Genomic DNA, 24,356 nt, shown 5'->3' with positions numbered 1-24,356 from the left:
CGGTGGCGTAAGGCAGGTGCCAGTTGTGCGCCTCCGTGGCTCCCCACGGCAGCATAGCGACCTCATAGCGCGTGGCTTTGACGTGCTTCCAATTTGTTTCGGCGATGATCCAGGGTCTAGGACTCATAAAATGAGGGTATCGAGGCAAAGGGTTGATGCAACGTTCGACAACATGGTCCGAAAGGGGACCCGCTGTTGCAATTCGCCGCGTCGCCGGGATGATGGTGCCCATGTTTGAGTCACGCACCGAGCCGCTTGCCCCACGCCACATCTTTTTCAGGCGTGCGGTGAAGTATTTCGGCCTGGCCTTTGTCGTGATCGGCGTGGCGCTTGCCATTGGCGTGCTTGGGTATCATTTCATCGCTGAATTTAGCTGGATCGACAGCTTGCTGAACGCCTCAATGATCCTAGGCGGCATGGGTCCGGTGGGAGAGCTGCCATCGGATGAAGCGAAGCTGTTTGCTTCGTTTTATGCCTTGTTCAGCGGGTTGGTGTTCATTTCAGTGATCGGCATCGTCTTGGCACCGGCGGCGCATCGGGCGCTGCATCTGTTTCACCTGGATGAGGGGGATGAAAAATCATGAGCAAACAACGCGTCGTCATCCTCGGAGCCAGTGACAATCCAGAACGCTACAGCCATCGCGCTCTGCTGCTGCTGCGGAAACACGGTCATGAAGTGGTGCCCGTTCATCCCAAGCTCACCGAGATCGAAGGCAGCGCCGTGGTGGCGGATTTGAGCGCGACCACCGGCCCGGTGGGCACCGTGACGATGTACGTCGGCGCGGCGATTTCGAACGGGCTGACGGAAAAACTCATCGCGCTGAAGCCTCAGCGGGTGATTTTCAATCCTGGTGCGGAAAACACCGCGCTTGTCGCCGAATTGGAGAAAGCCGGCATTGCTTGCGAGGAGGCCTGCACTCTGGTGCTGCTGAACACGGGGCAGTTTTGAACAGGCTCGTCAGGAGGCGGTCAATGAACGTCATCTCCATGCTGGAAATCCAAAAAGCTCGAATCTATGAGCGCAGCCGTCTGCGGGCCAAGGGTGCAAGCCAGGATGAGATCGAAAAAGCCCTGGGTTTGTCGTTCAAGCCTGCCTTTGAGAACGGAAAGCGCCGTGCTAGGGAAGCGACTGAATCCGGGAGTGAGATGCCCGTGAGCCAGTTCGCGTTTCGTCGCCAGGGCTGAGCAGCGGTCTTGCCCGACTGACACGACCTGCTAGCTTCGTGACACACCACGCATGCCCGCGAACCGCTTCTACTCCTCCTTTGACTTCGAGAAACTCGACAAACGCCCTTCCCCGGAAGGCGAGTATCGCAACCCGTTTCAAATCGACCGAGATCGCATCATCCACAGCAGCGCGTTCCGGCGGCTGCAAAGCAAGACGCAGGTGTTTTTGTCAGGCGAGTATGATTTCTACCGCACGCGGCTCACGCACAGCATCGAGGTGGCTCAAATTGGCCGCAGCATTTGCGCCTGGCTCACGCAGCAGTGCGAGGTGCTGGGGGACGACTGCTTCATCGATCCTGACCTCGTCGAAAGCATCTGCCTGAGCCACGATCTGGGCCATCCGCCCTTCGGACATGCGGGGGAGCGGACGCTGCACACGCTGATGGAGCCTTACGGCGGCTTTGAGGGCAATGCGCAGACGCTGCGCATCCTGACGCAGACGCTTTTCAGCGAAGGGCGCGTCGGCATGAACCCCTCCCGAGCGCTCTTGGACGGCGTGCTGAAATACAAGACCCTCTTTGCCGAAAAGCCTGCACACAAGGCCAACCATTACCTCTACAACGATCAGGAGCGCTGGCTCGACTTCACGATGGGAGGTCAGGCGTTCCCCATCGAGCTCACGCCGGGCAAGGAACGCAACGGCTTCAAGAGTGTCGAGTGTCAGATCATGGACTGGGCGGATGACACGGCTTATTCGCTCAATGACTTGGCCGATGGCATCCACGCCGGCTTCATCAATGAAAGCCGGGTCTCACGCTGGGCAGCAGATCAGACGCTCAGCGGCGATGACGGCGCCGCCATCGACTTCCTCTGCAAAGCGATGCGCGATGGCCGTGTCGAAGGACGGCTGAACCGCCTCATCGGCGAGTGCATCCGCGCCACCAAGCTCGTACCGACGGCGAATTTTCTCAGCCAAAGCACGAAACGCCATCAGTTCGCGCTGGAGATTGATCCCGCGCAGCGCCGCCGGGCGGATATGCATAAAAAAATCGCGCTCGATCTTGTCTTCCTCAGTCCGCAGCTTCAGCAGCTCGACCACAAGGCCGACTTCATCCTCAAACGGGTGTTCGAGGTGCTGCGCGAGCGCTACATCGAGTCGGTGCAGCCCAAAGGACTGCACCTCATGCCCGCCAGCATCGAAAAGCAGATCCAAGCCGCCGAATCCACCAGCGAACGCGCCCGCCTCGTCTGCGACTGGATCGCGAACATGACGGACCACTTCGCCTTCCGCACCTACCGCCGCCTCTTCGACGCCGACTTCGGCTCGATCACGGATTTTGTGTGAGCGTAGAACGAACTTTCCAGTTCGTTCTCAATCGTCAGAGCTTGAGGCGGGCGAACGAGTTGGAAAACTCGCTCTACAGCACCGCGATGCGCTTGCAGACTTCCTCGACGTTCGCACGGCTGTTGAAAGCGCTGATGCGGAAGTAGCCCTCGCCCGCGCTGCCGAAGCCGCTGCCGGGCGTGATAACCACGTTCGCCTCGTTGAGCATCTTGTCGAACATCTGCCAGCTTGTGACTCCATTCGGGCAGCCGACCCAGACGTAGGGAGCGTTCACACCGCCATAGACTTGCAGCCCGGCCTTCTTGCAGGCTTCGACGAGCAGCGCGGCGTTGCCCATGTAGTGTTCGATGAGCGCTTTGACCTGCGCTTTGCCTTCGGGCGAGTAAATCGCCTCCGCACCACGCTGCACGATGTAGCAGGCACCGTTGAACTTCGTGCTGTGACGGCGGCTCCAGAGCGGATGGATGGCCTGCTTGCCACCGGCCTTCGTTTTGCCCATGAGGCCCTTCGGAATGATGACGATGCCGCAACGCACGCCGGTGAAGCCACCGTTCTTCGAGAAGCTGCGGAATTCGATCGCACAGTCGCGAGCGCCTTCGATTTCATAAATCGAGCGTGGCAGCTCGGGATCACGAATGAAGGCCTCGTAGGCGGCGTCGTAGAGCAGCGTGGTGCCGTTCGCGAGGGCGTATTTCACCCAGGCTTCCAGCTGCGCGCGCGTGGCGACGGCTCCCGTCGGATTGTTCGGGTAGCAGAGGTAAGCCAGATCGACCGGCTCAGAGGGAATGTCGGGCACGAAGCCGTTGGCAGGCGTGCATTTGAGGTAATGCAGGCCGGCATACGCGCCGCTTTCGTCTGCCTCGCCCGTGTTGCCGGCCATGACGTTCGTATCGACGTAAACCGGATACACCGGATCGGTGATGGCGATCTTGTTCCCGGCACCGAAGATGTCGAGGATGTTGCCGGTATCGCACTTGCTGCCGTCGGAGATGAAGATCTCATCGGCTTCGATGTTGATACCGCGGGCCTTGAAATCGTGCTCCGCGATGGCATTGCGCAGGAAGTCGTAGCCCTGCTCCGGGCCGTAGCCGCGGAAGGTGGCGCGGTCGCCCATTTCATCGACGGCCTTGTGCATCGCCGTGCGCACGGCTTCGGGCAGCGCCTCGGTCACATCGCCGATGCCGCAGCGGATCAGGCGCTTCGCGGCCTCGGTATTGGCCTCCGTGAAGACCTTCACGCGGCGGGCGATTTCGGGGAAGAGGTAACCGGCTTTGAGCTTGTTGTAGTTTTCGTTGATGTAGGCCATGGCAGGAAAAGGGGCGATTAGTCTGGCGAGTCGGCGCGAGGATGCAACCGTAGGACGACTGTGGCGACAGCCCGCTCGTCTTTTTGAGCGCTCAATCGCCAACGCGTCCCCAAAGCTGTCGGGCGGGCTGTCGCCACACCCAACCTGAGGCCAGCGGAATACAGGTCCTGATGCCAACGTATGATCCACCATGCATCGCAGCCTTCTCTTTCTCTTGCCGTCAGCTCTCTTTGCCCTCGACTTTCCCTCCACACCTCCGGTGGAGCCAAAGTCCGCCGCGAAGACCTTCCATGTGCTCGATGGCTTCGAGATGAAGCTCATCGCCGCGGAGCCGCTCGTCACCGATCCGGTCGCCATCACCTACGATGCCGATGGCCGCGCCTACGTGTGCGAGATGAACGATTACCCCTACACCGACAAGGCCGCGCACAAGCCCAGCCAGGAAAACCCCACCGATGCGCACATTGGCAAGGTGCGCCTGCTGACCGACACTGATGGCGACGGCACGTTCGACAAGGCCACCGTCTTTGCCGAGGGCCTCTCGTGGCCCACCGGCGCCGCTTGCTGGAAAGGCGGCATTTTTGTCACCGCCACGCCGGACGTGTGGTATCTCAAAGACACGAATGACGACGGCGTGGCCGATGTGCGGCAAAAAGTCTTCACCGGCTTCAAAAAGCTCAACGTTCAGGCCGTGATGAACAACCCCATCTGGGGCCTCGACCACCGCATCTACATCGCCGGCGGCTCGAATGGCGGCGAAATCCAACGCGTGCCCGGCAGCGAGAGCGTCATGCCGTTGCCGAAAGACTTCAAACCGCTGCCCATCAAGCGAAACGACTTCTCCTTCGATCCCAGCACCGGCGATGTGCGCCTCGAAAGCGGCGGCGCACGCTTCGGCAACACCTTCGACGATTGGGGCAACCGCTTCCTCTGCAACATCCGCAATCCCTGCCAGCACGTCGTCCTGCCGTATCGCTACCTCGCGCGGAATCCGTATCTCGTCGTCCCCAGCGCCCTGAACGACTGCGCCGAGGCCGGCGACCAGCTCCCCGTCTATCGCACCAGCCCGCCCGAGCCCTGGCGCGAGTTCCGCGCGAAACGCTGGGTCCAGGAAGGCAGCCACCTGCCGAAAAGCGAGCTCGTCGGCGCCGGCGTCGTCACCTCCTCCAGCGGCATCACCGTCTATCGCGGCGATGCCTATCCGAAAGAGTATCGCGACTTCGCCTTCGTCGCCGACGTGGCTGGCAATCTCTTCTACCGCATGAAGCTCGTCCCCGACGGCGTCACCTTCAAAGCCGTGCAGGTCGATGGAAACAAGAACTTCTGCACCAGCGACGACCTCTGGTTCCGCCCCGTGAACTTCGTCAACGCCCCCGACGGCTGCCTCCACGTCTGCGACATGTATCGCGAAGTGATTGAGCACCCCTGGAGCATCCCCGACGATATCCACACCGCCGTCGATCTGCTGCGAGGACGAGATCGTGGAAGAATCTGGCGATTAACCCCACGCGGTTCCGTAGTCCCGCCTTCAGGCGGTTCAGACAAAACACCGGCTAAAGCCGGGACTACAAAACGAGTCACGCCCAAGCTCAGCCAAGCGAGCACCCAAGACCTCGTCGCCCTCCTCGACCACCCCAATGCCTGGCACCGCGAAACCGCGCAGCGTTTGCTGTTTGAGCGTCAGGACAAAGCTGCGGTGGAACCGCTGCGGCAGATGGTGAAGAGCGGGAAGACGGCACAGGGGAAAGTTTGTGCGCTTCATGCTTTGTCGGCGTTGTCAGCTTTGAATGAGGAAAGCTTGGAAAATGCTGCTCGTCCGTTGAACGGACCAGTGGCGGAAGCGGCGGCCGAACTGTTCGAGCCTTTCGTTCAAGCATTGAAATGGAGCGGCGATCTCAGGCAAGACGCTTCAAAGCTTCCGTTTGCTAGATTGGCTGCTCATGCAGAAAACCGCGTTGCGATCAAGGCTCTGTTCTCCATTCGGGACCTGACCACAACTGTCGAAAACGGAGCCGGGGGTGCTTTTTGGAGCGAGGCCATGAGAGGTGTCGGTAGCAGGGTGAATGCAGACTCTTGGTTGCAGACGATGGTCCTCTGCATTGCCGCGGATCGAGCGGAGAATCTGCTCGTGCCGTGGCTTATGAACGACCGTCATTTGGAGTTCTTCAGAAGCAGCACCTTGATCCCACGGCTGGCAGGTTTGGTCGCTGCGAAAGGTGAAAGATTGAAGCTGGCGGTCATCATGACAGCTTTAAGCAAGGATGACTTCCCGCTTGGGCTGAGATCTGCAGTGCTCCAAGCAATGCTCCCACACGCGACCCGGTTGTCGATCTCGCTGGCGACGGTTTCATCCAACGAAGTCACCAATGCGAGACTTCGGGAGATTGGCACTCAAGCAATCAGCACCATCGGTGCCTCAAACTCTGTCGAAGAGAAGGCTGCCGCCCTTTCTGTCGCTACGTCTCTCGCGCCTTCGGATCAGGTATTTGAGCTCATTCGAGCGCTGTTAATGCCCTCCCAGCCACAAGAACTCCAACTCGCCGCCCTCGAAGCCCTCGGCAGCTACCGCGAGCCCGCCGTCGCGGACATGCTCATCGACGCTTGGCCGAAGATGACGCCGGCCTTGCGTGACAAGGCCACCACCATCCTGCTCTCGCGCACGGATCGCATCGCTAAGCTGCTGGATGCCATCGAGGCGAAGAAGATCACGCCCGCGCAGCTCAGCGTCGCCGCGAAGGCGACACTGGGGCGGCAGAAAACGCCCGCTTTGGCAGAACGTATCGTGAAGCTCATAGGCGATAGCTCGTCGTCGAATCGCAAGGAGGTCATCGCCAAATACACTTCGGTCATGTCGATGAACGGCGACGTCACACGCGGCTCCAAAGTCTATGAAACGGCGTGCATGGTCTGCCACAAGTTTGCGGACAAGGGCAACGACGTCGGCCCGCACCTCGGCACGATCAAAGCGTGGACTGCCGAGCAGCTCGTCACAAACATCCTCGACCCTAATCGCGAGGTTTCGCCGAACTTTGCGCTCTACATCGTCGAGACGAATGATGGACGGACGCTTGCCGGCCTCATCGCGAGTGAAACGGCGGGCAACCTGACGCTGAAACGTGCGGATGGCGGCACCGACACCGTTCTGCGCAGCGAGATCCAATCCCTCACCAGCCCCGGCATCTCCCTGATGCCCGAAGGGCTCGAAGCCGCCATCACGCCGCAGCAGATGGCGGACCTCATCGCGTATTTGAAGCAGTAGGTCGGAACAAAGGATTGCCGGAACCGGCCCCAGGAGGTATTTTTGTCTCATGGACGCAACACTCAAAGCCAAGTATGCGAATCATCCGCTGGCGCAGGCCATCTTGAAGGATGCGCTGGCGATTCAGGATCGTTTCGCCGCTGAGCCAGTCTATGCAAAGACAGGCAAGGGCTTCTTGAAGAGTGCGGGCGTGGAAGAGATCAAGCAGGCCAAGGCAGCAGTGAAGAAATCAAAATCCTGATCGCCATGAGCCAGGTGAAAGCATGGCTGGCCGAGGTGCCGTGGGATTTGGTGATCTTTCAGAATGCTTCCCTGTGCGAACAGAAGAACGCACTGCACAAACCCACCTCGGACGGCTATGAAACCACCAAGGCATTTTGGGTATCGACCCATCAACAACCGATGACGCTGATGGACGCGGTGGATCTCTGCCGCCGCTGCCATCGCATGGCTCCGTTCTGCTTTTACAACGGCAACACCTTCGCGGCGATTGCCCGTTCGATGGTGGAACAACTTGGGCTTTCAGGATCGGAAGCGGCGGCTCTACGAAGCCTTGCAGGTCATATCGTGGCCGGGGTGGCGACGCCGGAGCAGCAGGAGGCGTTTCGGAGGTTTTGTGAGAGGGGCTGATCAAGCCACGATCGGACGGATCACCTCGCCATACACATCCGTGAGCCGGAAATCACGGCCGGCGTAGCGGTAGGTCAGTTCTTCATGATTCAGGCCCATGAGGTGAAGAATCGTGGCGTGCAGATCATGCACGCTGGTGGGATTGTCCTGCGCGGCGAAGCCAAACTCGTCGGTGCTGCCGTGCACGGTGCCGCCTTTGATGCCGCCGCCGGCCATCCACACACTGAAGCCGTAGTGATTGTGGTCGCGGCCCAGCTTCGATTTGCCTCCGGCGAGCTCCACGGTCGGTGTGCGGCCGAATTCGCCGCCCCAGATGACGAGCGTGTCCTCCAGCATGCCGCGCTGCTTCAGATCATGCAGCAGCGCGGCGATGGGCTGGTCGATCTGCGCGGCGAGCTTGCGGTGATTCGTCTCGATGTTGTCGTGATTGTCCCACGGCTGCCCCGCGCCATGCCACAGCTGAACCATGCGCACGCCGCTCTCCAGCAGCCGACGCGCGATGAGCGTTTGCCGCGCATGCACGCCCTCGCCATACAACTCGCGGATGTGTTGAGGCTCTTTGCTCACATCAAAAGCGTCCGCCGCCTCGATCTGCATGCGGAAGGCCAGCTCGAAGCTCTGAATGCGTGCCTCCAGCCGTGGGTCGCTACGCTCGGCACGATGCGCGGCATTGATGCGACGCAGCAAGTCGAGCTGGCGGAGTTGCACGCTCGTGTCCGCATGCGGGCTGCGGATGTTTTCGATCAAACGATCCACCGCCTCGTGCTTCGAATCGACATACGTGCCCTGAAACGCGCCGGGCAGAAACGCCGACTGCCAGTTCTCCGCGCTCTTGATTGGCATGCCGCCCGGACACATCGCGATGAAGCCCGGCAGGTTCTCATTGGCGCTGCCGAGGCCGTAGGTGAGCCACGCGCCCATGCTGGGACGTGCCTGGATCGAATCCCCGCAGTTCATGAGCATCAGCGACGGCTCATGGTTCGGCACCTGCGCCTGCATCGAGCGGATCACGGCGATGTCGTCGATGTGCGCCGCCGTTTTGGCAAACAGCTCACTCACCTCGATCCCGCTCTGCCCGTAACGCTGAAACTTGAACGGCGACGGAAACGCCGCTCCCGTCTTTCGCTCCGTGATGCGATGACTTGGGACCTGTTTTCCCTCGTAGAGCTTGAGTGCAGGCTTGGGATCAAACGTATCGACATGCGAAGGACCGCCGTTGAGGAAGAAATGAATCACCCGCTTCGCCTTCGGCGCGAAATGCGGCTTGGCGGCCTGCAAATCCGCCAAGCCAAGAGCCGCCATACCCATGCCTGATCGGCGCAGAAAATCTCGGCGTGTGAGAAGTGGATTCATATCAATCAACAAACATGAACTCGTTTGAGAGCATCAGCACCTGCACGAGTTGTTCCCAAGCGCTGAGTTGGGATTTCGGCTGGGTGGGAAAGTCTTTCTGGGCATCCCAAGCATCGCTCGGAGTGTCGCCGCCCGCGCCTGTGGTCGCGGCGACGGAGGGTGTAATCTTCGGCGACCACAGGAACTGGTCGCTGTTCAGGCCGTTGCCGATATCGACGATGAAATCGAGCGTGTCACCGGCCAGGAAGGCGATGGCGTCGAGTTGGAGGTCCGCTTTGGTGCCGAGGAGCATCGTGCTGCGCAGTTTGCCAAGGCGCGAGTGGCTCACGAAGGCGCGAATACCATCACCCACCTCGGGTTCATGGATGAGTGTGGAATGCAGATCATAGCTGCCGCCGGCTGGCGCAATCCAGCGGCGCACGACCGCGTGTTTGCGATCATTGCCTGGATGACCTCCCTCGGCGGTGAGTTGTGCCCAGCCGAGTTTTTCATTGGGCCACGCTTCATCACCCTGCCAGGCGCTGCCGGTGAAATGCGGCAGCGGCTTGAAATTCTTCACGCGACCCGTGCCCTCATCCCATTCGCCGTAGCCGTAGTGCCAGGATTTGGAGTGTTCGGACGCGGCGATGACTGGCGTGGTGTCGGCTTGGACGAAGGCGAGAGCGGAGGTGAGTTCTTCGGATGTTGGACTGCGCTGGAAGAGGCGCTGGTAGATGAAATTGACGCGATCGGTGTCTGCGGAGTGCCGCACAGGGGACTGTGCGGACCACTTTACGAGCGCCTTCGCCTGCTGCACGACAAAGGGATGATTTAGGCCGAAAAGCGCCTGTTGCGGCACGGTGGTCTCGGTGCGCTGGGGGATGGAGAGGTCGGGGTTGGCGAAATCGAAGGTGCGCATGACCATCGGCACGTTTTCGCGGTCCACGAGCGCGTAGAGCGTGCGACGCGTGTTGCTGGCCGCGAACAATCCCTCAGGGCGACCACCAACGCGCAGATTCAGGCGACCTGCGGCGGCGAGCCAGGCATCGCGTGCCTCCTCGAAGCTGAGGCGATGCGGGGTCATGCGGGCGAGCAGACGGTTGTCGGGATCACGCGGATCACTCGTCTGGCTGCTCTGCTGGTAGGTCTGCGACAACATGATGAGACGATGCATCGCCTTGATGCTCCAGCCGGAGTCGATGAAGCGCTGAGCGAGCCAGTCGAGCAGCTCGGGATGGCTCGGCGGGCTGCCTTGCTTGCCGAAGTCGCTCGGCGTGCTGACGAGGCCGCGACCGAAATGATGCTGCCAAATACGGTTCACCATGACGCGGGCGGTGAGCGGATTGCGGGGATCGATGATGGCCTGCGCGAGCTCCATTCGGCCACTGCCTCTTGTGAATGGCTTTTGCGGACCGAAGAGGCTTAAAAACTGGCGTGGGACGGCATCGCCTTTGGTGAGCGGATTGCCGCGATTGAAGACGCGTGGCGTGCTGGGCAGCGGACGATCGACCAAAACCGTCGCGTGCGTCGGTGAAGCGCTGCTTTTGATCAGGAAGCGGTCCACATCGCCCTGCGACTTCCACAGCTCGGTGGTGACGCCGGTCGGGAAATACATCTCGATGTTCGCGATGTGCTCGTCGGGGACGAATGCGGGCGAACCGGGCTGTTTGAGGACTGCCTCGTTTAATTCCACGCCCGGATGCTTTTCCAGCCAGGCGACGAAGCGATGTACGATGAAGGGGTTGAGGTCTTTTGCGTCAAGGAGCTGGCCGAACACCTCCTCGGGATACTTTTCGAGTTCTCGGGTCGCCTTGAGATAGTCGGCGGCTTGCGCACGCGTGCGGGCCATCTGCTCCTCACGGCGTTTCGTCATCAAATCGCGGTTCTTTTTCACCAACTCGGTCAGTTCGGCGTTTTCGCCATCAGCGCACGGAGCGAGGGCCTCGGCGCTGCTCTGGAAGACGCCGTAGAGCGCGTAGTAGTCGCGCGTCGGGATGGGATCGAACTTGTGATCGTGGCAACGGGCGCAAGCGACCGTGAGGCCGAGCGTTCCGCGCGTAACGACGTCGATGCGGTCGTCGATGATGTCATGCGTGACACCGAGGAAACGTCGCCCTAGCGTGAGAAAGCCCATCGCCGCGAGATCGGGTGATTTTGACTGCACGACTTGATCGGCGGCGATTTGAAGCAGCAGGAAGCGGTCATACGGCATGTCTTCGTTCAGCGCGCGCACGACCCAGTCGCGATACGGCGTGGCATGCACCCAGTTCTTTTCCTCGCGGGCATAGACGTAGCCTTTCGTGTCCGAGTAGCGGGCCACGTCCAGCCAGTGGCGGGTCCATTGTTCGCCGTAGTGGGGGGAGGCGAGCAATTGATCGACGAACTGCTCATAAGGCACGTCTGTTCGCTCCGGCGGCAACCCCGTGAGATCGAAGCTGGCCCGGCGGGCCAGCGTGCGGGCATCAGCTCGTGATGAAGCCTTCAAACCGTTCTTGGCGAGCTTTTTCTGAATGAAATCGTCGATGCTGGTGCCTTTGCCCGGCTTCAGCGGCTGAAAGGCCCAGTGCTCCGCCGAGAAGAGACTCGTGGAGACGAACAAACAGCCAAGCTGGAGGAGACGATGAAACACAGCGTGAATCAATACGCCTCAGGCCTGCGAGACCTTCCCTGCGAATATTTGGACGAACAGCGCATCGACAGCGGCGGTTTGCCCGTTTATCTCGAAGCATGTTCACAGGTCTTGTTGAAACCACCGGCACGGTCCTTTCGCTGGAGCCACGCGGCGAAAGCGCGCGGCTGACAGTGAACGTGGGCGCGATGGCCTCCGAACTGGTCGATGGCGAGAGTGTGGCGGTGAATGGCTGTTGTCTCACCGTGACGGCGAAGGATGGAGCGGCGCAGACGGCGTGCTTTGATCTGCTGATGCAGACGCTGAAGGTGACGAGCCTTGGTGATCTGCAAACTGGCTCACTCGTCAATCTGGAACGGGCGATGGCGATGGGAGCGCGGTTTGGCGGTCACTTTGTTCAAGGGCATGTGGATGCGACGGTGAAGATTCACGATTGGAGCGAGCATGGGCAGGATCACCGGCTGGAGATGGAGATTCCGACGGAGCAGCGAGGATTGATCATTCCCAAGGGGTCGATCTGCCTGGATGGCATTTCTTTGACGGCAGCGGAGGTGACGGAGAGCACGGTGGTGTGCTGGATCATCCCGCACACGTTCCAAGTCACGAATCTGCACACGAAAAAGCCCGGTGACCGGCTGAATGTGGAGTTCGACATGCTGGGCAAGTATGTGCGCGAACTGATGCGAGCGATGAAGTGAGCGTCCATGAGGCCGGACAGGCCGTTTCTTTTTCACATGCCTGTTCTCGAAGTCGAATTACTCACTAAAAGCTACGCGGAGCGCCCGATCCTGCGCGGCGTGTCGTTCAAGTTGGAGCAAGGCGAGCGTGTGGCGCTTCTGGGGCCCTCGGGCAGTGGCAAGACGACGGTTTTGAACTGCGTCGGCGGCGTGGATCGCGCAGACAGCGGTGGTGTGACGATTGCGGGCAGTGTGCTCAGCGATTTGAGCGCGGACGGGCTGGCGCAACTGCGGCGCAGGCACATCGGGACGGTGTTTCAGTTTTATCATCTGCTGCCGACGCTGAGCGCGGCGGAGAACATCGAGTTGCCGCTGCAATTGCTTGGTGTGCCGATGAGCGAGCGTGAATCGCGAGTGAGGAAGTTGCTGGACCGTGTGGGCATCGCTCATCGCGCTGCGGCGTTGCCAGGTCAGCTCTCGGGCGGAGAGATGCAACGTGTGGCGATCGCACGTGCGGTGGTGCATCGGCCATCGTTGATTCTGGCCGATGAGCCAACAGGCAGCCTGGATTCTGCTACGGGAGCACAGGTATTGGAACTGCTGGCGGAGATTGTGAGTGAAACCAAAGCGGCGCTGCTGCTGGTGACGCACAGCACGGAGGCGGTGAAGCATTGCGAGCGTGTGCTGCGCATCCAGGACGGGGAGATCGTCGAAGGCGCATGAGGGATGGGAACTATCGAACGATGAAACTTGTCCCCTCACCCGACCTCTCCCCGAAGGGAACTACCTATGGATGCGAGTGCCTGGGGCGGGGAGAGGAGTTTTGTTTGGTGGCTGGTGGAAAGGCATTCTCCCTCCCCCCGCCAACAACTGGCGTTAACAGAATGATGAACTTCGGGGAGAGGGCTGGGGTGAGGGGGCAGCCCAACGTGCCTGCATCATGAGCACGGTGCTTCTCATCTTGCGGCGTTGTGCGTTGCGGCACTGGCGGCTGGCTTTGCGGCAACAGATCGCGCTGATGTTGATCCTGGCGTTGGGATCGAGCGTGTATCTGGCGGTGCGGCTGGCAAGCAACGCAGCGTTGTCGGGCTTTGAGACGTTCACGGATGGCATCACGCGGCAGCCAGATTGGACGGTGCAGGCGGTGAGTGGTGCTTTGCGCGAAGATGATGTGCGTGAGATGCGCAAAGTGCTGGGGTATCGTCCAGTGAGTTTGCTGCCCGTGGTGGAGGAGACGGTGACGCCGGCTGATGAGGGCGGAAATGGCGAGATCGGTTCGCGGGCGACGTGGCGGCTGCTGGGCGTGGATTTCGTGGCACTGCTGAACCTGCGCGGCGAGGCTCCGGCGGGACTTGGCGCGAACATGCAGGCGGTGCGTTCGGGCGTTTACGTGAGTCCGAAGCTGGGCGTTAAGGAGGGTGAGGATCTGCGGCTGATTGTGGATGATCGCGTGATCACGCTGGCGGTGGCCGGTGTGGTGCCGGAGACGCCGGGAGTGCCGAGTTTGCCTGAGCATCTGCTGCTGATGGATTTGCCGGAGGCGCAGTCGGTTTTGATGCGCGGCGACAAGGTGGATCGCGTGGAGGTTTTGGCGCAGAACAGCGCCTTGTTTCCGACTTTGCGTGAGGAAGCGGGTGCGTTGCTCAAATCGCGCTGGCAGGTGACGGGCGGTGCGAATCGGCGTCAGCTTGCGGGCACGATGACGCAGGCGTTTCGACTTAATCTGACGATTCTCTCGCTGCTGGCGCTGCTGGTGGGCGGTTACCTCATTTTTCAGGCGCTGGATGGCGTGGTGCTGCGGCGGCGGGAGGAGATTGGGATTTTGAAATCGCTCGGCGTGACGGATCGGGCGATTCAAATCGCGTTTCTCATCGAAGCGGGGCTGCTGGGACTCTGTGGCGGTGCCTTGGGCGTGCTGCTGGGCTGGCTCGGTGCGCAAGGCGCTGTTGGTGGTGTGACGAAGACGATGAACGCGCTTTATGGCGCGACGAGCGAGCAGCAGGCGGCGCTGAGCTGGAGCGAAGCTCTGCTGGCGCTGTCGATTTCAATCCTGGCGAGTCTCATCGCTGCATGGTGGCCGGCACGGATGGCGGCGCGCACACCTCCAGCGCACATGCTGGGACGCCATGCGACGCCGTTCGAAGGTGGGACGGTGTGGCGTGTGGAATGGATCGGCTGGGCGATGATGCTGGTGGCGGTTGTGCTAGCTGAGCTGCCAGTGCTGCGGTTCGCGAGTGGAACGCGGCTGCCGCTGGCGGGTTATGCGGCGGCGTTGCTGTGGCTGGTGGGCGCGGGACTGGCGGCGGGGGCGATGCTGAGAGGAATAGGAAGGATGGGACGCATGAGCGGCGCAGTCGCGAGAGTCGCGCTTTCGCATCTGCAGCGGCCGACGGTGCGGCATCGCTTTGCGGTGGCGGCTTTGGCGAGCGCGGTTGCGATGACGACGGGCATGGCGGTGATGGTGGCGAGTTTTGACCACACGATGCGCGGCTGGATCGATCGCACGATGAAGGCGGATATTTACATCAGCAGCGCGGGGGCACAGAGCGCTTCATCGACGCATTTCATATCGCCGAAGACGGTCACGGCACTCGGGAGGGAACCGGAGGTGGCGGAGCTGGCTTTTGTGCAAGCAAGGACTCTGCTGTGGCATGGCGGCGAGGTGCTTGTTCTCGGCACTGATCCGGTGTTTGCGCACAAGCATAGTCTTTATGCGTGGGTGGAGGCTCCGAGGCGTGATGAATGGTGGATGACGGATGATGGCATCCCTCCTGCCATCATGAGCGAGAGCTGGAGCGAGCGCTTTGGGACGCAGGTGGGCGATGTGATCGAGCTGGCGGGCCGCAAGGTTCGCGTGGTGGCGATGAACGCTGAGTATGGCAATGAACGCGGATCATTGACGCTGCCTGCGGCGGTGTTTCGTGAGTGGTTTGAGACGGACGAGGCCTGGCGTGTGGCGATCATGCTGAAGCCGGGCGTGGATGCGGAGACGGTGCGGGATCGCATGCAACGCCAGCAGCCGGGGTTAAGCGTGTTCACGAATTCGCATCTGCGGAGCGAGGCGCTGCGCATTTTCCGCCAGACGTTTGCGGTGACGCATGCGCTGGAGGTGATCGGCGTAATCGTCGCGGTGGTGGGTCTCGGTTTGGCATTGGCGAGCCTGATGCTGGAGCGGCGGGCCATTTTGGCAACGCTGCGGGCGCTGGGCATGACGCAGAGTGAGATTGCGAAGTCGGCGGCACTGGAAGGGCTCGGTGTGGCGTGCGCGGGTGCGTTCACGGGCATCGCGGCCGGTTTGTGGCTGGGATGGCTGCTGGTGTATCGCATCAACAAGCAGTGCTTTGGTTGGACGCTGCAATTTCACGCGGTGTGGTGGCATCTGGCGGTGCTGGGCGCTGCGGTGGTCGTCGTCGGCATGCTGGTGGCCGCGCTGGTCGGACGATGGGCGGCGATGCTGCCGGCAGAACACACGGAGGAATGACATGAAACACTGGATGCTGCTTTTTCTCTCGATGACGACCCTGCTGAATGCGCAAACGACGGCGGATGGTTTTGCGATTCCGCAAGCGGGGCGTGTGTTTGTGTTTCCACGCGATCACGGGACCCATCCTGAGTTCCGCACGGAGTGGTGGTATGTGACAGGACACCTGGACGCGGAGGGTGGGCGGCGGTTTGGCTTTCAGGTGACGTTTTTCCGCCAAGCTAGGCGTGAGGATGGCCGGACGCTGCATTTGCATCTAGCGCATGCGGCGCTGCTGGATGCGCAAACGGGGCGGTTTGTGCATGAGGAGAGACTGAATCGCGAAGGATGGGATGCGGAGTCATCTGAGACGACGCTGGCAGTACGGAACGGGAACTGGTCGCTCAAGCTGGATGAGGTGACGCAGCACCTGCACATCGCTGCGACGGTGAAAAGCGAGGTCTTGCTGCAACTGGAGCTGGAGACGGTGAAGCCGCTGGTGGTGTTCGGGAAGGATGGGGTGTCGCGCAAAGGCGCGAGCACTGAAGCGGCGAGTCATTACCTGACGTGGCCGCGTTTGAAGACCACGGGCACGGTAAAGCTGTGCGCTGAGGAGCATGCGGTGATCGGTGAGGCCTGGATGGATCACGAGTTCAGCAGCAGCCAGCTTGAGTCAGGGCTGGTCGGCTGGGACTGGGCAGCGCTTCAACTCAAGGATGGTCGCGAGATCATGGTGTATCGCATGCGGCGAAAGGATGGCAGCGCGGATGCATCCTCGACGCTCGCGGTGGTGGAGCGTGATGGCACGGTACGGCATCTGGCGAGTGATGCGTTCGCCTGGGAGGTGCTCGGCAAATGGAAAAGCCCCCGCAATGGCGCGGAGTATCCGATTCGTGTGAGGATTCGCTTTGAAGGCGAATCATTTGAGGTGCGGCCACTGGCAGAGGATCAGGAACAGGACGGCGGGATCACGCGGCTGCCGTATTGGGAGGGCGCGTGTGATGTGATGGACTCACGCGGGCAGAACGCGGGCCGGGCGTTTTTGGAGCTGGCGGGGTATGCTGGGGATCTGGCGGGGCATCTTTCGTCTGGGACGAAGTGAGGCTTTCCAGAACCGGCTGAAGCCGGGATTACAATACTCGGAACCTACGAGTATTTGACGTCCTTACGCGGCTCCATCTCGAAGGCGGTGGATTCCTGCTCGGAAATGTTGGGCTTGAGGACTTCCTCGCGGAACTTGATGTAATGCGGGTCGTCCTGGCAGATGGCGAGCTTGTCCATGCTCTCGACCTCAAGATAGACGAACCACGGGTAAGGCTCGGAAGGATTGACGCGCTTGCCGGTTTTGACCGTGAGCACCTCGGGCACGCGAAGGAGCATGACGCGGGTCTGGGACATGATGTGCTCCAGTTTTTCCTCCGTTACCTGGGGCTTGAGCTGAAACAGGCTGAGGTAGGCGATCATGGAGGCAACAGATGTGTCTGCGGTGATGGCAGACTACGATTTCCAGTCGAGTACACCCTTCTTCCAGGCATAGACAAAGGCCACGAGGAGGATGGAGACGAAGCCGGTGGCCACAGCGAGGATGGAGGGGCCGAAAGCGGCGAGGTAGTCCTTGTAAATGATGGCCCAGGGATAGAGGAAGACGACCTCGATGTCGAAGAGCACGAAGAGCATCGCGACGATGTAAAACTTCACGCTGAAACGCGGCTGGCTGTCGCCGATGGGCAGCATCCCGCACTCGTAGGCGGAGTCCTTGATCGCGTTGCGTTTGGCGGATTTGCCGAGGAGCGCGGAGGCGACGAGGGTCACGACGGCGAAGCCACCGGCGATGACGATCTGGAGCAGGACAGGGATGTAATTCTCAAACATGGGGGTGAATGATTAAAGATGGGTAGCGAGAGGCCGGGCAGCGTCAAACCCTGAAAGCAAAAGGGCCGCCATGCTCGGAAGCAGGGCGGCCCAAATTGAAGCAGGTATTAACGAGCGGCGGCGGCAGCCGTGGTGCGGGCCACAACGGCGGCACTGCGTGCAGCGATGGCGGCGTTGTGCGCGGCACGGAGACCCTCAAGACCACGGTAAGTCTTGCCGACCTTGGCGCAGAGGCCACGGCTCACGAGGTTCTGAAGTTTCTCGTAGGAGCGCAGGCGAAGCATTTCCTCACCACCGCTGACAGCGTTCTTCAGCTTCAGATTGTCATAAACCAGGCCGAAAAGCGTGTTGAACTCATATGTTTCAGGCTTGGAGAGAACGTTAACGAGCTCGTCAGTGACATGATCAGGAACTCGGCGGGAGAAACGTGTCTTGCGTGTCGGTGTAGTTGTAGCCATAGAGACGGGCAGAGTAGCACAACTTTCACTTCTTTGCGACGGTTTTGTGGTACGAGGCAGATTTTTCTCTTACGCCGCATGTGCATCGAAAGAAATCACACCTTGAAGGCGTTACGACTGCCGGGGCGATCCATGTATCTACAATGGATGGTCAAATAATGGCGAATCGGGAGATTCGGGTAACGCTGTGATCCGTCGAACTACTTGGCCGAAATCTTGTAGAGCGCCCCTTTGGCACGGATGAAGATGGCCCCGTCGGCCACCACTGCGGAGGACGTGATCGGCTCGGCCACTTGGTTTTTTCCCACCAGTTCAAACTTTTCAGGCGAGGCACGGACGAGGAAAGTCTGGCCGCGATCATTGGAAAACAGCAGTTTATCCCCGATCACAACCGGGCCGGGCAGGTGCTGGCCTTCCATGCGGTCTTCCCATAGATCCTTGCCAGCCTTGGCATCGAGAGCACTGACGATGCCGCCACGGGTGGTCTGGTAAAGGATGCCGTTCACGAGGACCGGGGAGGATTCGCTGGCATTGCGCTTTTCGCGGTCCCAGAGGACGTGGCTAGAGGTGATGTCTCCGGTCATCTTGTCGTCGATACGGACGCCGAGGGTGTGGGCGCGTTCGGAGCCGGTGTTCAGGATGAGCAGATCACCCAGCCGGATCGGCGGAATGGCGGCGTTGAAGCCACCGTGGCGGATCGTCCAGAGTTGCTGGCCCGTTTTAACCTCGTAGCCAAAGGCGGCCCGTGAACCCACGGAGACGAGCACCTCTTTGCCCCCGATCTCGAAGACCGCAGGCGTGTGGTAGGCCTTACGCATGTCCCCGTCGCGCGTGGGCTTGCCTTCTTTGTCGAGATCGCCGTAATCGGTGGTGCGGACGGTTTTCCAGACGCTCTTGCCGGTTTTTTTGTCGAGCGCGGTCACATACTGCTGGTCGATGCCGTCAAAGGTGAGGATGAGAAGGTCGCCATGAATGATCGGGGACGAACCAGGGCCTCGATAGTGCCGCGCATTGATGTCACGGCGTTCCCAGACCTTCTCACCTGTGGCCGGGTCGATGCGGGCGGTGCCGTAGGTGCCGAAGTGAACATACAGCGCGTCCTCTTCGAGCACGGGAGACGGCGCGGCGTAGTTGTTCAGCGGGTTGCCGAGTTCTTCTGGGGCTGGATTTTCAAAGACCCGCTTGTGGTGCACAATCTTGCCGCTATGCCGGTCAATGCCATAAACATACATCTGCTTGCCGTCTGTGGTCGCCGCAGTGAACCAGATTAGGTCGCCGCCGATCACCGGGGTGGAATGGCCCTCGCCTTCGAGCGCGACGCGCCATGCGATGTTTTTGCCGGACTCGCCATCCCATTCGAGAGGTACCCGCGCCGCTTCAGCCGCAGGCACGATGCCATCACCTGTGGGGCCGTTCCGTGCAGGCCAGAAAAGCGGCTTGGTGGCAGGCTGGGCGCTGGAAAGAGCGGACAGGAGGGCGAGGACGGCGGCGGTGAGTGCGGGCGGGCGGATCATAAGCGTGAAGTTGACGGTGCGGCGTGGAAATTCTTTCGCCAGTGAAAAGAACCTGCATGGTGCATGTCGATCAGCCGTATCCTCGCCCGCATGAAAACCGTCCTCCTCTCCACCCTCGTACTCTGTCTCTGCCTCGCATCCACCCAGGCGGAGGATAGCTTTACCGACCAGCTTCGCAAGGCCGCTGAAAAACTGAAGAACGAGGTCTCCAAAGTGAAGGATCAGACCGAGGTCAAAGGCCGTGAGTGGTACAAGAAGGCCAAGGAGCGCCTCGCCACCAGCCGTGAGGAGTATGTGAAACAGGCCGCCGACGCCCTGAACCGCTGGAAGGCCGACATCGACGTGCTCAAGGAGCAAGGCGGGCGCGATTACTTCAAAACTCGCGTTCAGGCGCTTGTGGAGCACCACTCCTTCGCCATGCAGGAGCTGGCCACGCTCAACGGCCTCCCGGATGAGCCCTCCTTCCGCGCTCGGCAGAAGACCTTCGACAAAACGCTCTGGACGCTCGAAGCCGCGGTCGAACAGGCGCAGGAAGAGGCTGGTTTCTAGCCGCAACGTCCGCCGACAACCGCGCAAATGCCGCAGGGCATTGCATTCCGAAAGCATCTATGATGGAATGATTATTATTCTCCCAGCCACAACCATGAAAAAGCTCCATCACATCATCGCCGCCATCGATTTCACCCCCTCATGCCGCAATGCCCTGCGTGAGGCCGCACGCCGCGCTTCGCTCGACGGAGCCGCCATCACCGCCGTGCATGTTATGGATGAATTCCTGGTGCATGAGCTCAAAAAAGCGCTTTCCGCCGACCAGGCGGCCGTCCGGGCCGAATGGCTGGAACGGCTGAAGAAATTCGTGGCTGAGTCCGAGGTCGGGGCCGTGGCGGTGAATGCCGAGGTGCGCATCGGACATCCGTTTGCCGAGCTGGTCGAAGCCTGCCGTGCGCACAGCGCCGACCTCCTCGTCATGGGAGCCAAAGGATCGAAGAACGAGCCTCACCGCGTCGGAGCCATCGCCGCAAAATGCGTGCGCAAGGCCCCCGTCGATGTCCTCGTCGTACGTGAGGACGCGCAGGGGCCGTTTAAAAAAATCGTCACCTGTGTCGATTTCTCTGAGAACTCCGCCAAGGCCGTGCAATGCGCCCTGCATGTGGCGCAGCAGGACGGCGGCTCGCTCGACTGCCTGCATGTGTACCAAAGCGCGCTCGCCATGTCGCTCGACTACGGCGGTTTCGCCCCTTCCATGCCCGCCACCATCGACCCCGAGGCCGTGGAAAACTGGCGCAAGGATCTCGAGGCATTTCTGGCCCCGCTCACGCGTGATGTTGGCGACGTCAAGGTCACCTCATTGATCAAAGAACGCGTGAACATCCGTGAGGCCATCATTGATCACGTCAATGAAGTGCATGCCACCCTTGTCGTTCTCGGCACACGGGGCAAGACCGGCCTGCGTGAGATGCTCATCGGCACCACGGCCGAAAAGATCGTCCAAAACGCGCCCTGCTCGATCCTGGCCATCAAACCGGATGGTTTTCTGGCTGCGGCGGACTGAGACACCGCATGAGCAAACAGCCGAATCCCGCCTCCGGACCGCACACGCCCAGCATCGCAGAGCTGCAGGACGCTCTGGAGGTCAGCGAGCAGCGTGCCGCCGCTGTCGTCGAGACTGCGGTGAACGCCATCATCATCATCGACGAAAACTGCCTCATCGAGACTGCCAATTCCGCCACTGAGCGACTCTTTGGTTACAAGCGCGAGGAGATCATCGGCAAGAACATCAGCATGCTCATGCCCGAGCCGTACCGCGCCCGGCATGACAGCTATGTGGGCAACTATCTTCGCAGCGGCGTGAAGCGCATCATCGGCATCGGTCGTGAGGTCGTGGGGCAGCGCAAGGACGGCTCTGTGTTCCCAATCGACCTCTCTGTGGGCGAGGCCTTGCTGCCCAGCGGACGCCGCATCTTCACCGGCATCATTCGTGATCTCACCGAGCGCAAGGCCCTTGAAGACAAGCTCCTCCACATCAGCGAGGATGAGCAAGCACGCATCGGCCAGGACATTCATGACGACTTGTGCCAGCAGCTCGCCGCCATCGGTTGTTTGGCGAAGGTGGCGCAGAAGAATCTCATCAAATCGGGCTGTCCCGAGGCCGCCAGCCTGGAGGAAATTGTGAAGCTCGTCTCTAAGGCCAACACGCGCGCCCGTGAGACCGCCCGCGGCCTCATGCCTGTCGTCATCGACTCCGGCGGCCTCATGAAAGCGCTGGAAGAACTCGCGGACAACACCGCGCGCGCCTATGAGATCAAGTGCGACTTCCGCTATGACAACCCGGTGCAGGTGAATGACAACAAAACCTCCGTCCAGCTCTTCCGCATCGCCCAGGAGGCCGTTTCCAACGCGGTGAAGCACAGCCAGGCCAGGCGGGTCGATGTTCACCTCGCCCGCCAAAGTGGAAACATCGTCCTCATCGTGCGCGATGACGGCGTCGGTATTCCCGACAAACCGGCGAAAGGAACTGGAATGGGGCTCTTGACCATGAACCATCGCGCTCAAATGATGGGCGGCACCATCCATGTCTCGCCGCGCCCCACGGGCGGCACCCAGGTCACATGCAGCGTTCCCGCACCAGCAAAGAATCCGTGAAGCGCGTCGTCCTCATCGACGACCACCCCATCATGCGCCACGGGCTGGCCCAGCTCGTCCGTGGCGAGGCCGGTCTCGAAGTATGCGGCGAGGCCGGCAGTGCTCGCGAGGGTTTGGAAGTCGTCGGCAGGCTCAAGCCTGATCTCGCCATCATTGATCTGACGCTTCCAGACAAAAACGGCCTTGAGCTCGTCAAAGACATCCGCGCCATGCATCCCGCCACACAGTGCCTTGTGCTCTCCATGCACGATGAGGCACTCTACGGTGAGCGTTCCCTCCGCGCCGGAGCACGCGGCTATGTGATGAAGGAAGAGGCCGCCGATCATCTCATCAACGCCATTCAAAAAGTGCTCGGCGGCGGCCTTTACGTCAGCGAGACGCTCAATGCCCGCATGCTGGAACAGGTCACCGGCTCCGCCCGCGCACGGACCTCCGGCATGGACTCCCTTACCGATCGTGAGCTGGAAATTCTCGCGCTCGTCGGCAACGGCGTGGCCACCAAGAACATCGCCGCCCAGCTCAGCATCAGCGCCAGAACCGTCGAGGCCCACCGTTCCCACATCAAAGAAAAACTCGGCATCACCGATGGCGCGGCGCTCGTGCGCTACGCGGTGCAGTGGGTGGAGACACGCGCGAAGGTCTGATCCCGCGCGAGGCACCGCATCATCAAGCCGGGTTCACCTTCTTCCCGCGCCGCCGAATCCATGCGAAGGGCTCCCACATCTGTCCCAGCCATCCCTTCGGCATCGGCTCGCAGATGCCGAAGTTCTCCGGATAGCGCCCCTTCGGCATGTAAAAAGTGCCAAACAGCATGTCCCAGAATGGAAACAGCCCTGCGAAGTTCTTGTCCCATGCCTCACGGTCCTTGGAGTGATGCCAGCGATGAAACACCGGCGTCGCGATCACATAACGCAACGGGCCAAAATCCCAGTTCACGTTCGCATGCAGGAAGATCGCGTAAAAGGTGAGGATGGGCGCGCTCGTCAGCGTCACGGTGGGATTGTAGCCCATCAGCAGCACCGGCGTCACCTGCGCCAGTTTGTTCACCACCTCGTTCACCGGATGCACACGCAGGCTGCCCAGCCAGTCCAGATCTTCGGATGAATGATGCACTGCATGAAACGGCCACCAGCGGCCGCGATGAAACATGCGGTGCGACCAGTAAGAGAAAAAATCCACCAGCAGATAGATCTGCACCGCTTGCAGCCACAGCGGCTGGCGGCTCAACGGTCCATAGCCTGCGTACGCCCCCAGCTTGAAGGTCTCCGCAGGCACGATCTTCGCCAGGATCAGGATTCCCGCAGGCAGGATGAGCAGCACACGCACCAGCGGCTTCGTCAGCAGCACCGTCGCGAACCAATAGACCACATCCGTGAACCATCCGCGCCGGATCACCGGCTGCGCACGGTTTCGCCCGCGCGCCACAATGCGCTCGATCACAAAAAAGATCGCGGAGAGAATGACCAGCGTGACCAGCACGCTGAGAAAAGTTTTGTCAGGGTTCATCGGCGGAAAAACAGTTGAGGCAGCAGCTTCAACCAGCCGCGCGGTCATTGGTTCCAGACTACTTCATGGAGTCCCCGCGCCATCATCATCGCGCTTTTCGAAATGCTGTTTCTCCTGGGGAGGAGACTTGTGAAAGAGGCTTCTGCGCAGGGAAACAACCCTAAAGATTGATTAAATTTGCGTTGACGCTTCGCGGGCCTCTCTCATAACCTGCAATTACGGCAACAGCCGCCAACAACACTATGGCCAAGAAAGCAGCAACCAAATCCAAACCAGCAGCTAAAAAGGCTGCCAAACCAGCAGCCAAAAAAGCTGCCAAACCAGCAGCCAAGAAGCCCGCAGCCAAACGCAAGCCCAATCCAGCCCTGATGAAGCCGGTGCAGCCTGACGCGATCCTCGGAGTCGTCGTCGGCAGCAAGCCAGCTCCTCGCGGCCAGATCACGAAGAAGCTCTGGGACTACATCAAGAAGAACGGTCTCCAGGACGCCAAGAACAAGCGCAACATCAATGCCGATGACGCATTGAAGGCCGTGTTCGGCGGCAAGAAGACGGTGACGA

The 24,356-nt window shown here is 60.6% G+C and carries 24 protein-coding genes and 1 pseudogene; 16 read left to right on the top strand and 9 right to left on the bottom strand.

Annotated elements, in window-relative coordinates; genetic code table 11:
• Nucleotides 1–127, bottom strand: a pseudogene (locus tag ACILSI_RS23160) (creatininase family protein); the annotation flags it as partial.
• 28 nt (nt 128–155) lie between these two features.
• Between ACILSI_RS23160 and ACILSI_RS23155 the strand changes: the two are divergent.
• Genes ACILSI_RS23155 through dgt form a run of 4 tightly spaced genes read left to right on the top strand, consistent with a single transcriptional unit; the run spans nt 156 to nt 2,512 of the window.
• Nucleotides 156–584, top strand: a complete 429-nt coding sequence (locus tag ACILSI_RS23155) for a hypothetical protein (RefSeq protein WP_395724292.1) — start codon at nt 156–158, stop codon at nt 582–584.
• On the top strand, nt 581–949 hold the full coding sequence (locus ACILSI_RS23150) for a CoA-binding protein (RefSeq protein WP_395724291.1): 369 nt from the start codon (nt 581–583) through the stop codon (nt 947–949). The genes ACILSI_RS23155 and ACILSI_RS23150 overlap by 4 nt, the downstream gene beginning before the upstream one ends.
• A gap of 23 nt (nt 950–972) precedes the next feature.
• Nucleotides 973–1,185 carry a hypothetical protein gene (locus ACILSI_RS23145; RefSeq protein ID WP_395724290.1) on the top strand — a complete coding sequence of 71 codons (213 nt, stop codon included), beginning with the start codon at nt 973–975 and terminating at the stop codon, nt 1,183–1,185.
• A gap of 52 nt (nt 1,186–1,237) precedes the next feature.
• Complete coding sequence (dgt, locus tag ACILSI_RS23140) at nt 1,238–2,512, top strand: dGTP triphosphohydrolase (RefSeq protein WP_395724289.1); 1,275 nt, start codon at nt 1,238–1,240, stop codon at nt 2,510–2,512.
• Nucleotides 2,513–2,585: 73 nt separating this feature from the next.
• On the opposite strand, the gene ACILSI_RS23135 is transcribed toward dgt, so the two are convergent.
• Nucleotides 2,586–3,818 carry an LL-diaminopimelate aminotransferase gene (locus ACILSI_RS23135; RefSeq protein ID WP_395724288.1) on the bottom strand — a complete coding sequence of 411 codons (1,233 nt, stop codon included), beginning with the start codon at nt 3,816–3,818 and terminating at the stop codon, nt 2,586–2,588.
• Between the two features lie 190 nt (nt 3,819–4,008).
• On the opposite strand from ACILSI_RS23135, the gene ACILSI_RS23130 reads away from it, so the two are divergent.
• From ACILSI_RS23130 to ACILSI_RS23120, 3 genes are read left to right on the top strand one after another with little or no spacing between them, the layout of a single operon-like run.
• On the top strand, nt 4,009–7,077 hold the full coding sequence (locus tag ACILSI_RS23130) for a PVC-type heme-binding CxxCH protein (RefSeq protein WP_395724287.1): 3,069 nt from the start codon (nt 4,009–4,011) through the stop codon (nt 7,075–7,077).
• Between the two features lie 49 nt (nt 7,078–7,126).
• On the top strand, nt 7,127–7,318 hold the full coding sequence (locus tag ACILSI_RS23125; RefSeq protein ID WP_395724286.1) for a hypothetical protein: 192 nt from the start codon (nt 7,127–7,129) through the stop codon (nt 7,316–7,318).
• 5 nt (nt 7,319–7,323) lie between these two features.
• Nucleotides 7,324–7,707, top strand: coding sequence for a hypothetical protein (locus ACILSI_RS23120; RefSeq protein WP_395724285.1), 384 nt, complete (start codon nt 7,324–7,326; stop codon nt 7,705–7,707).
• On the opposite strand, the gene ACILSI_RS23115 is transcribed toward ACILSI_RS23120, so the two are convergent.
• Complete coding sequence (locus ACILSI_RS23115; RefSeq protein WP_395724284.1) at nt 7,708–9,060, bottom strand: DUF1501 domain-containing protein; 1,353 nt, start codon at nt 9,058–9,060, stop codon at nt 7,708–7,710.
• Between the two features lies 1 nt (nt 9,061).
• Nucleotides 9,062–11,668 (bottom strand): DUF1549 and DUF1553 domain-containing protein, encoded by a 2,607-nt coding sequence (locus tag ACILSI_RS23110; protein WP_395724283.1) that lies wholly within the window; start codon nt 11,666–11,668, stop codon nt 9,062–9,064.
• 98 nt (nt 11,669–11,766) lie between these two features.
• Here ACILSI_RS23110 and ACILSI_RS23105 point away from each other — a divergent pair, with 98 nt between their 5' ends.
• The 4 genes from ACILSI_RS23105 (at nt 11,767) to ACILSI_RS23090 (ending at nt 16,907) form a co-directional block, all read left to right on the top strand.
• On the top strand, nt 11,767–12,366 hold the full coding sequence (locus tag ACILSI_RS23105; RefSeq protein ID WP_395724282.1) for a riboflavin synthase: 600 nt from the start codon (nt 11,767–11,769) through the stop codon (nt 12,364–12,366).
• Between the two features lie 36 nt (nt 12,367–12,402).
• Nucleotides 12,403–13,068, top strand: coding sequence for an ABC transporter ATP-binding protein (locus ACILSI_RS23100; protein WP_395724281.1), 666 nt, complete (start codon nt 12,403–12,405; stop codon nt 13,066–13,068).
• A gap of 217 nt (nt 13,069–13,285) precedes the next feature.
• Nucleotides 13,286–15,826: an FtsX-like permease family protein gene (locus tag ACILSI_RS23095; protein ID WP_395724280.1), complete on the top strand. Its 2,541-nt coding sequence runs from the start codon at nt 13,286–13,288 to the stop codon at nt 15,824–15,826.
• A 1-nt stretch (nt 15,827) separates the two neighbouring features.
• Nucleotides 15,828–16,907 (top strand): lipocalin-like domain-containing protein, encoded by a 1,080-nt coding sequence (locus tag ACILSI_RS23090; RefSeq protein ID WP_395724279.1) that lies wholly within the window; start codon nt 15,828–15,830, stop codon nt 16,905–16,907.
• Nucleotides 16,908–16,951: 44 nt separating this feature from the next.
• Here ACILSI_RS23090 and ACILSI_RS23085 read toward each other — a convergent pair whose 3' ends face one another.
• The 4 genes from ACILSI_RS23085 to ACILSI_RS23070 form a co-directional block, all read right to left on the bottom strand.
• Nucleotides 16,952–17,269, bottom strand: a complete 318-nt coding sequence (locus tag ACILSI_RS23085) for a Dabb family protein (RefSeq protein ID WP_322284868.1) — start codon at nt 17,267–17,269, stop codon at nt 16,952–16,954.
• A gap of 33 nt (nt 17,270–17,302) precedes the next feature.
• Nucleotides 17,303–17,677, bottom strand: coding sequence for an NADH-quinone oxidoreductase subunit A (locus ACILSI_RS23080; RefSeq protein ID WP_395724278.1), 375 nt, complete (start codon nt 17,675–17,677; stop codon nt 17,303–17,305).
• Between the two features lie 107 nt (nt 17,678–17,784).
• Nucleotides 17,785–18,135, bottom strand: a complete 351-nt coding sequence (locus ACILSI_RS23075) for a hypothetical protein (protein WP_395724277.1) — start codon at nt 18,133–18,135, stop codon at nt 17,785–17,787.
• Nucleotides 18,136–18,335: 200 nt separating this feature from the next.
• Nucleotides 18,336–19,649 (bottom strand): PQQ-binding-like beta-propeller repeat protein, encoded by a 1,314-nt coding sequence (locus tag ACILSI_RS23070; protein ID WP_395724276.1) that lies wholly within the window; start codon nt 19,647–19,649, stop codon nt 18,336–18,338.
• Nucleotides 19,650–19,739: 90 nt separating this feature from the next.
• On the opposite strand from ACILSI_RS23070, the gene ACILSI_RS23065 reads away from it, so the two are divergent.
• The 4 genes from ACILSI_RS23065 to ACILSI_RS23050 all read left to right on the top strand — a co-directional run bounded on the left by ACILSI_RS23065 (nt 19,740) and on the right by ACILSI_RS23050 (nt 22,936).
• On the top strand, nt 19,740–20,198 hold the full coding sequence (locus ACILSI_RS23065; protein WP_395724275.1) for a hypothetical protein: 459 nt from the start codon (nt 19,740–19,742) through the stop codon (nt 20,196–20,198).
• Nucleotides 20,199–20,292: 94 nt separating this feature from the next.
• Complete coding sequence (locus ACILSI_RS23060) at nt 20,293–21,201, top strand: universal stress protein (protein WP_395724274.1); 909 nt, start codon at nt 20,293–20,295, stop codon at nt 21,199–21,201.
• 8 nt (nt 21,202–21,209) lie between these two features.
• Nucleotides 21,210–22,292, top strand: a complete 1,083-nt coding sequence (locus ACILSI_RS23055; protein ID WP_395724273.1) for a PAS domain S-box protein — start codon at nt 21,210–21,212, stop codon at nt 22,290–22,292.
• The gene (locus tag ACILSI_RS23050) at nt 22,259–22,936 is read left to right on the top strand and encodes a response regulator (protein WP_395724272.1); all 678 of its coding nucleotides are present in this window, start codon (nt 22,259–22,261) and stop codon (nt 22,934–22,936) included. The genes ACILSI_RS23055 and ACILSI_RS23050 overlap by 34 nt, the downstream gene beginning before the upstream one ends.
• Before the next feature lie 22 nt (nt 22,937–22,958).
• Here ACILSI_RS23050 and ACILSI_RS23045 read toward each other — a convergent pair whose 3' ends face one another.
• On the bottom strand, nt 22,959–23,798 hold the full coding sequence (locus ACILSI_RS23045) for a sterol desaturase family protein (protein ID WP_395724271.1): 840 nt from the start codon (nt 23,796–23,798) through the stop codon (nt 22,959–22,961).
• A 242-nt stretch (nt 23,799–24,040) separates the two neighbouring features.
• Between ACILSI_RS23045 and ACILSI_RS23040 the strand changes: the two genes are divergently transcribed.
• Nucleotides 24,041–24,356, top strand: a 316-nt coding sequence (locus ACILSI_RS23040; RefSeq protein ID WP_395724270.1) for an SWIB/MDM2 domain-containing protein, incomplete at its 3' end; no start/stop codon positions are given.

This window comes from Prosthecobacter sp., from assembly GCF_044232965.1.
Classification (GTDB): Bacteria; Verrucomicrobiota; Verrucomicrobiia; order Verrucomicrobiales; family Verrucomicrobiaceae; genus Prosthecobacter.
This window is presented reverse-complemented; position numbering and strand designations above follow the sequence as displayed.

Excerpts from the sequence above, each read along its gene's own strand:
- ACILSI_RS23155 (WP_395724292.1), top strand. The coding sequence starts at position 156 with ATGCAACGTTCGACAACATGGTCCGAAAGGGGACCCGCTGTTGCAATT.
- ACILSI_RS23100 (WP_395724281.1), top strand. The coding sequence starts at position 12,403 with ATGCCTGTTCTCGAAGTCGAATTACTCACTAAAAGCTACGCGGAGCGC.
- ACILSI_RS23090 (WP_395724279.1), top strand. The coding sequence starts at position 15,828 with ATGAAACACTGGATGCTGCTTTTTCTCTCGATGACGACCCTGCTGAAT.
- ACILSI_RS23075 (WP_395724277.1), bottom strand. The coding sequence starts at position 18,135 with ATGGCTACAACTACACCGACACGCAAGACACGTTTCTCCCGCCGAGTT.
- ACILSI_RS23115 (WP_395724284.1), bottom strand. The coding sequence starts at position 9,060 with ATGAATCCACTTCTCACACGCCGAGATTTTCTGCGCCGATCAGGCATG.
- ACILSI_RS23145 (WP_395724290.1), top strand. The coding sequence starts at position 973 with ATGAACGTCATCTCCATGCTGGAAATCCAAAAAGCTCGAATCTATGAG.
- ACILSI_RS23065 (WP_395724275.1), top strand. The coding sequence starts at position 19,740 with ATGAAAACCGTCCTCCTCTCCACCCTCGTACTCTGTCTCTGCCTCGCA.
- ACILSI_RS23095 (WP_395724280.1), top strand. The coding sequence starts at position 13,286 with ATGAGCACGGTGCTTCTCATCTTGCGGCGTTGTGCGTTGCGGCACTGG.
- ACILSI_RS23130 (WP_395724287.1), top strand. The coding sequence starts at position 4,009 with ATGCATCGCAGCCTTCTCTTTCTCTTGCCGTCAGCTCTCTTTGCCCTC.
- ACILSI_RS23105 (WP_395724282.1), top strand. The coding sequence starts at position 11,767 with ATGTTCACAGGTCTTGTTGAAACCACCGGCACGGTCCTTTCGCTGGAG.
- dgt (WP_395724289.1), top strand. The coding sequence starts at position 1,238 with ATGCCCGCGAACCGCTTCTACTCCTCCTTTGACTTCGAGAAACTCGAC.
- ACILSI_RS23080 (WP_395724278.1), bottom strand. The coding sequence starts at position 17,677 with ATGTTTGAGAATTACATCCCTGTCCTGCTCCAGATCGTCATCGCCGGT.
- ACILSI_RS23070 (WP_395724276.1), bottom strand. The coding sequence starts at position 19,649 with ATGATCCGCCCGCCCGCACTCACCGCCGCCGTCCTCGCCCTCCTGTCC.
- ACILSI_RS23135 (WP_395724288.1), bottom strand. The coding sequence starts at position 3,818 with ATGGCCTACATCAACGAAAACTACAACAAGCTCAAAGCCGGTTACCTC.
- ACILSI_RS23085 (WP_322284868.1), bottom strand. The coding sequence starts at position 17,269 with ATGATCGCCTACCTCAGCCTGTTTCAGCTCAAGCCCCAGGTAACGGAG.
- ACILSI_RS23150 (WP_395724291.1), top strand. The coding sequence starts at position 581 with ATGAGCAAACAACGCGTCGTCATCCTCGGAGCCAGTGACAATCCAGAA.
- ACILSI_RS23055 (WP_395724273.1), top strand. The coding sequence starts at position 21,210 with ATGAGCAAACAGCCGAATCCCGCCTCCGGACCGCACACGCCCAGCATC.
- ACILSI_RS23060 (WP_395724274.1), top strand. The coding sequence starts at position 20,293 with ATGAAAAAGCTCCATCACATCATCGCCGCCATCGATTTCACCCCCTCA.
- ACILSI_RS23125 (WP_395724286.1), top strand. The coding sequence starts at position 7,127 with ATGGACGCAACACTCAAAGCCAAGTATGCGAATCATCCGCTGGCGCAG.
- ACILSI_RS23050 (WP_395724272.1), top strand. The coding sequence starts at position 22,259 with ATGCAGCGTTCCCGCACCAGCAAAGAATCCGTGAAGCGCGTCGTCCTC.
- ACILSI_RS23045 (WP_395724271.1), bottom strand. The coding sequence starts at position 23,798 with ATGAACCCTGACAAAACTTTTCTCAGCGTGCTGGTCACGCTGGTCATT.
- ACILSI_RS23120 (WP_395724285.1), top strand. The coding sequence starts at position 7,324 with ATGAGCCAGGTGAAAGCATGGCTGGCCGAGGTGCCGTGGGATTTGGTG.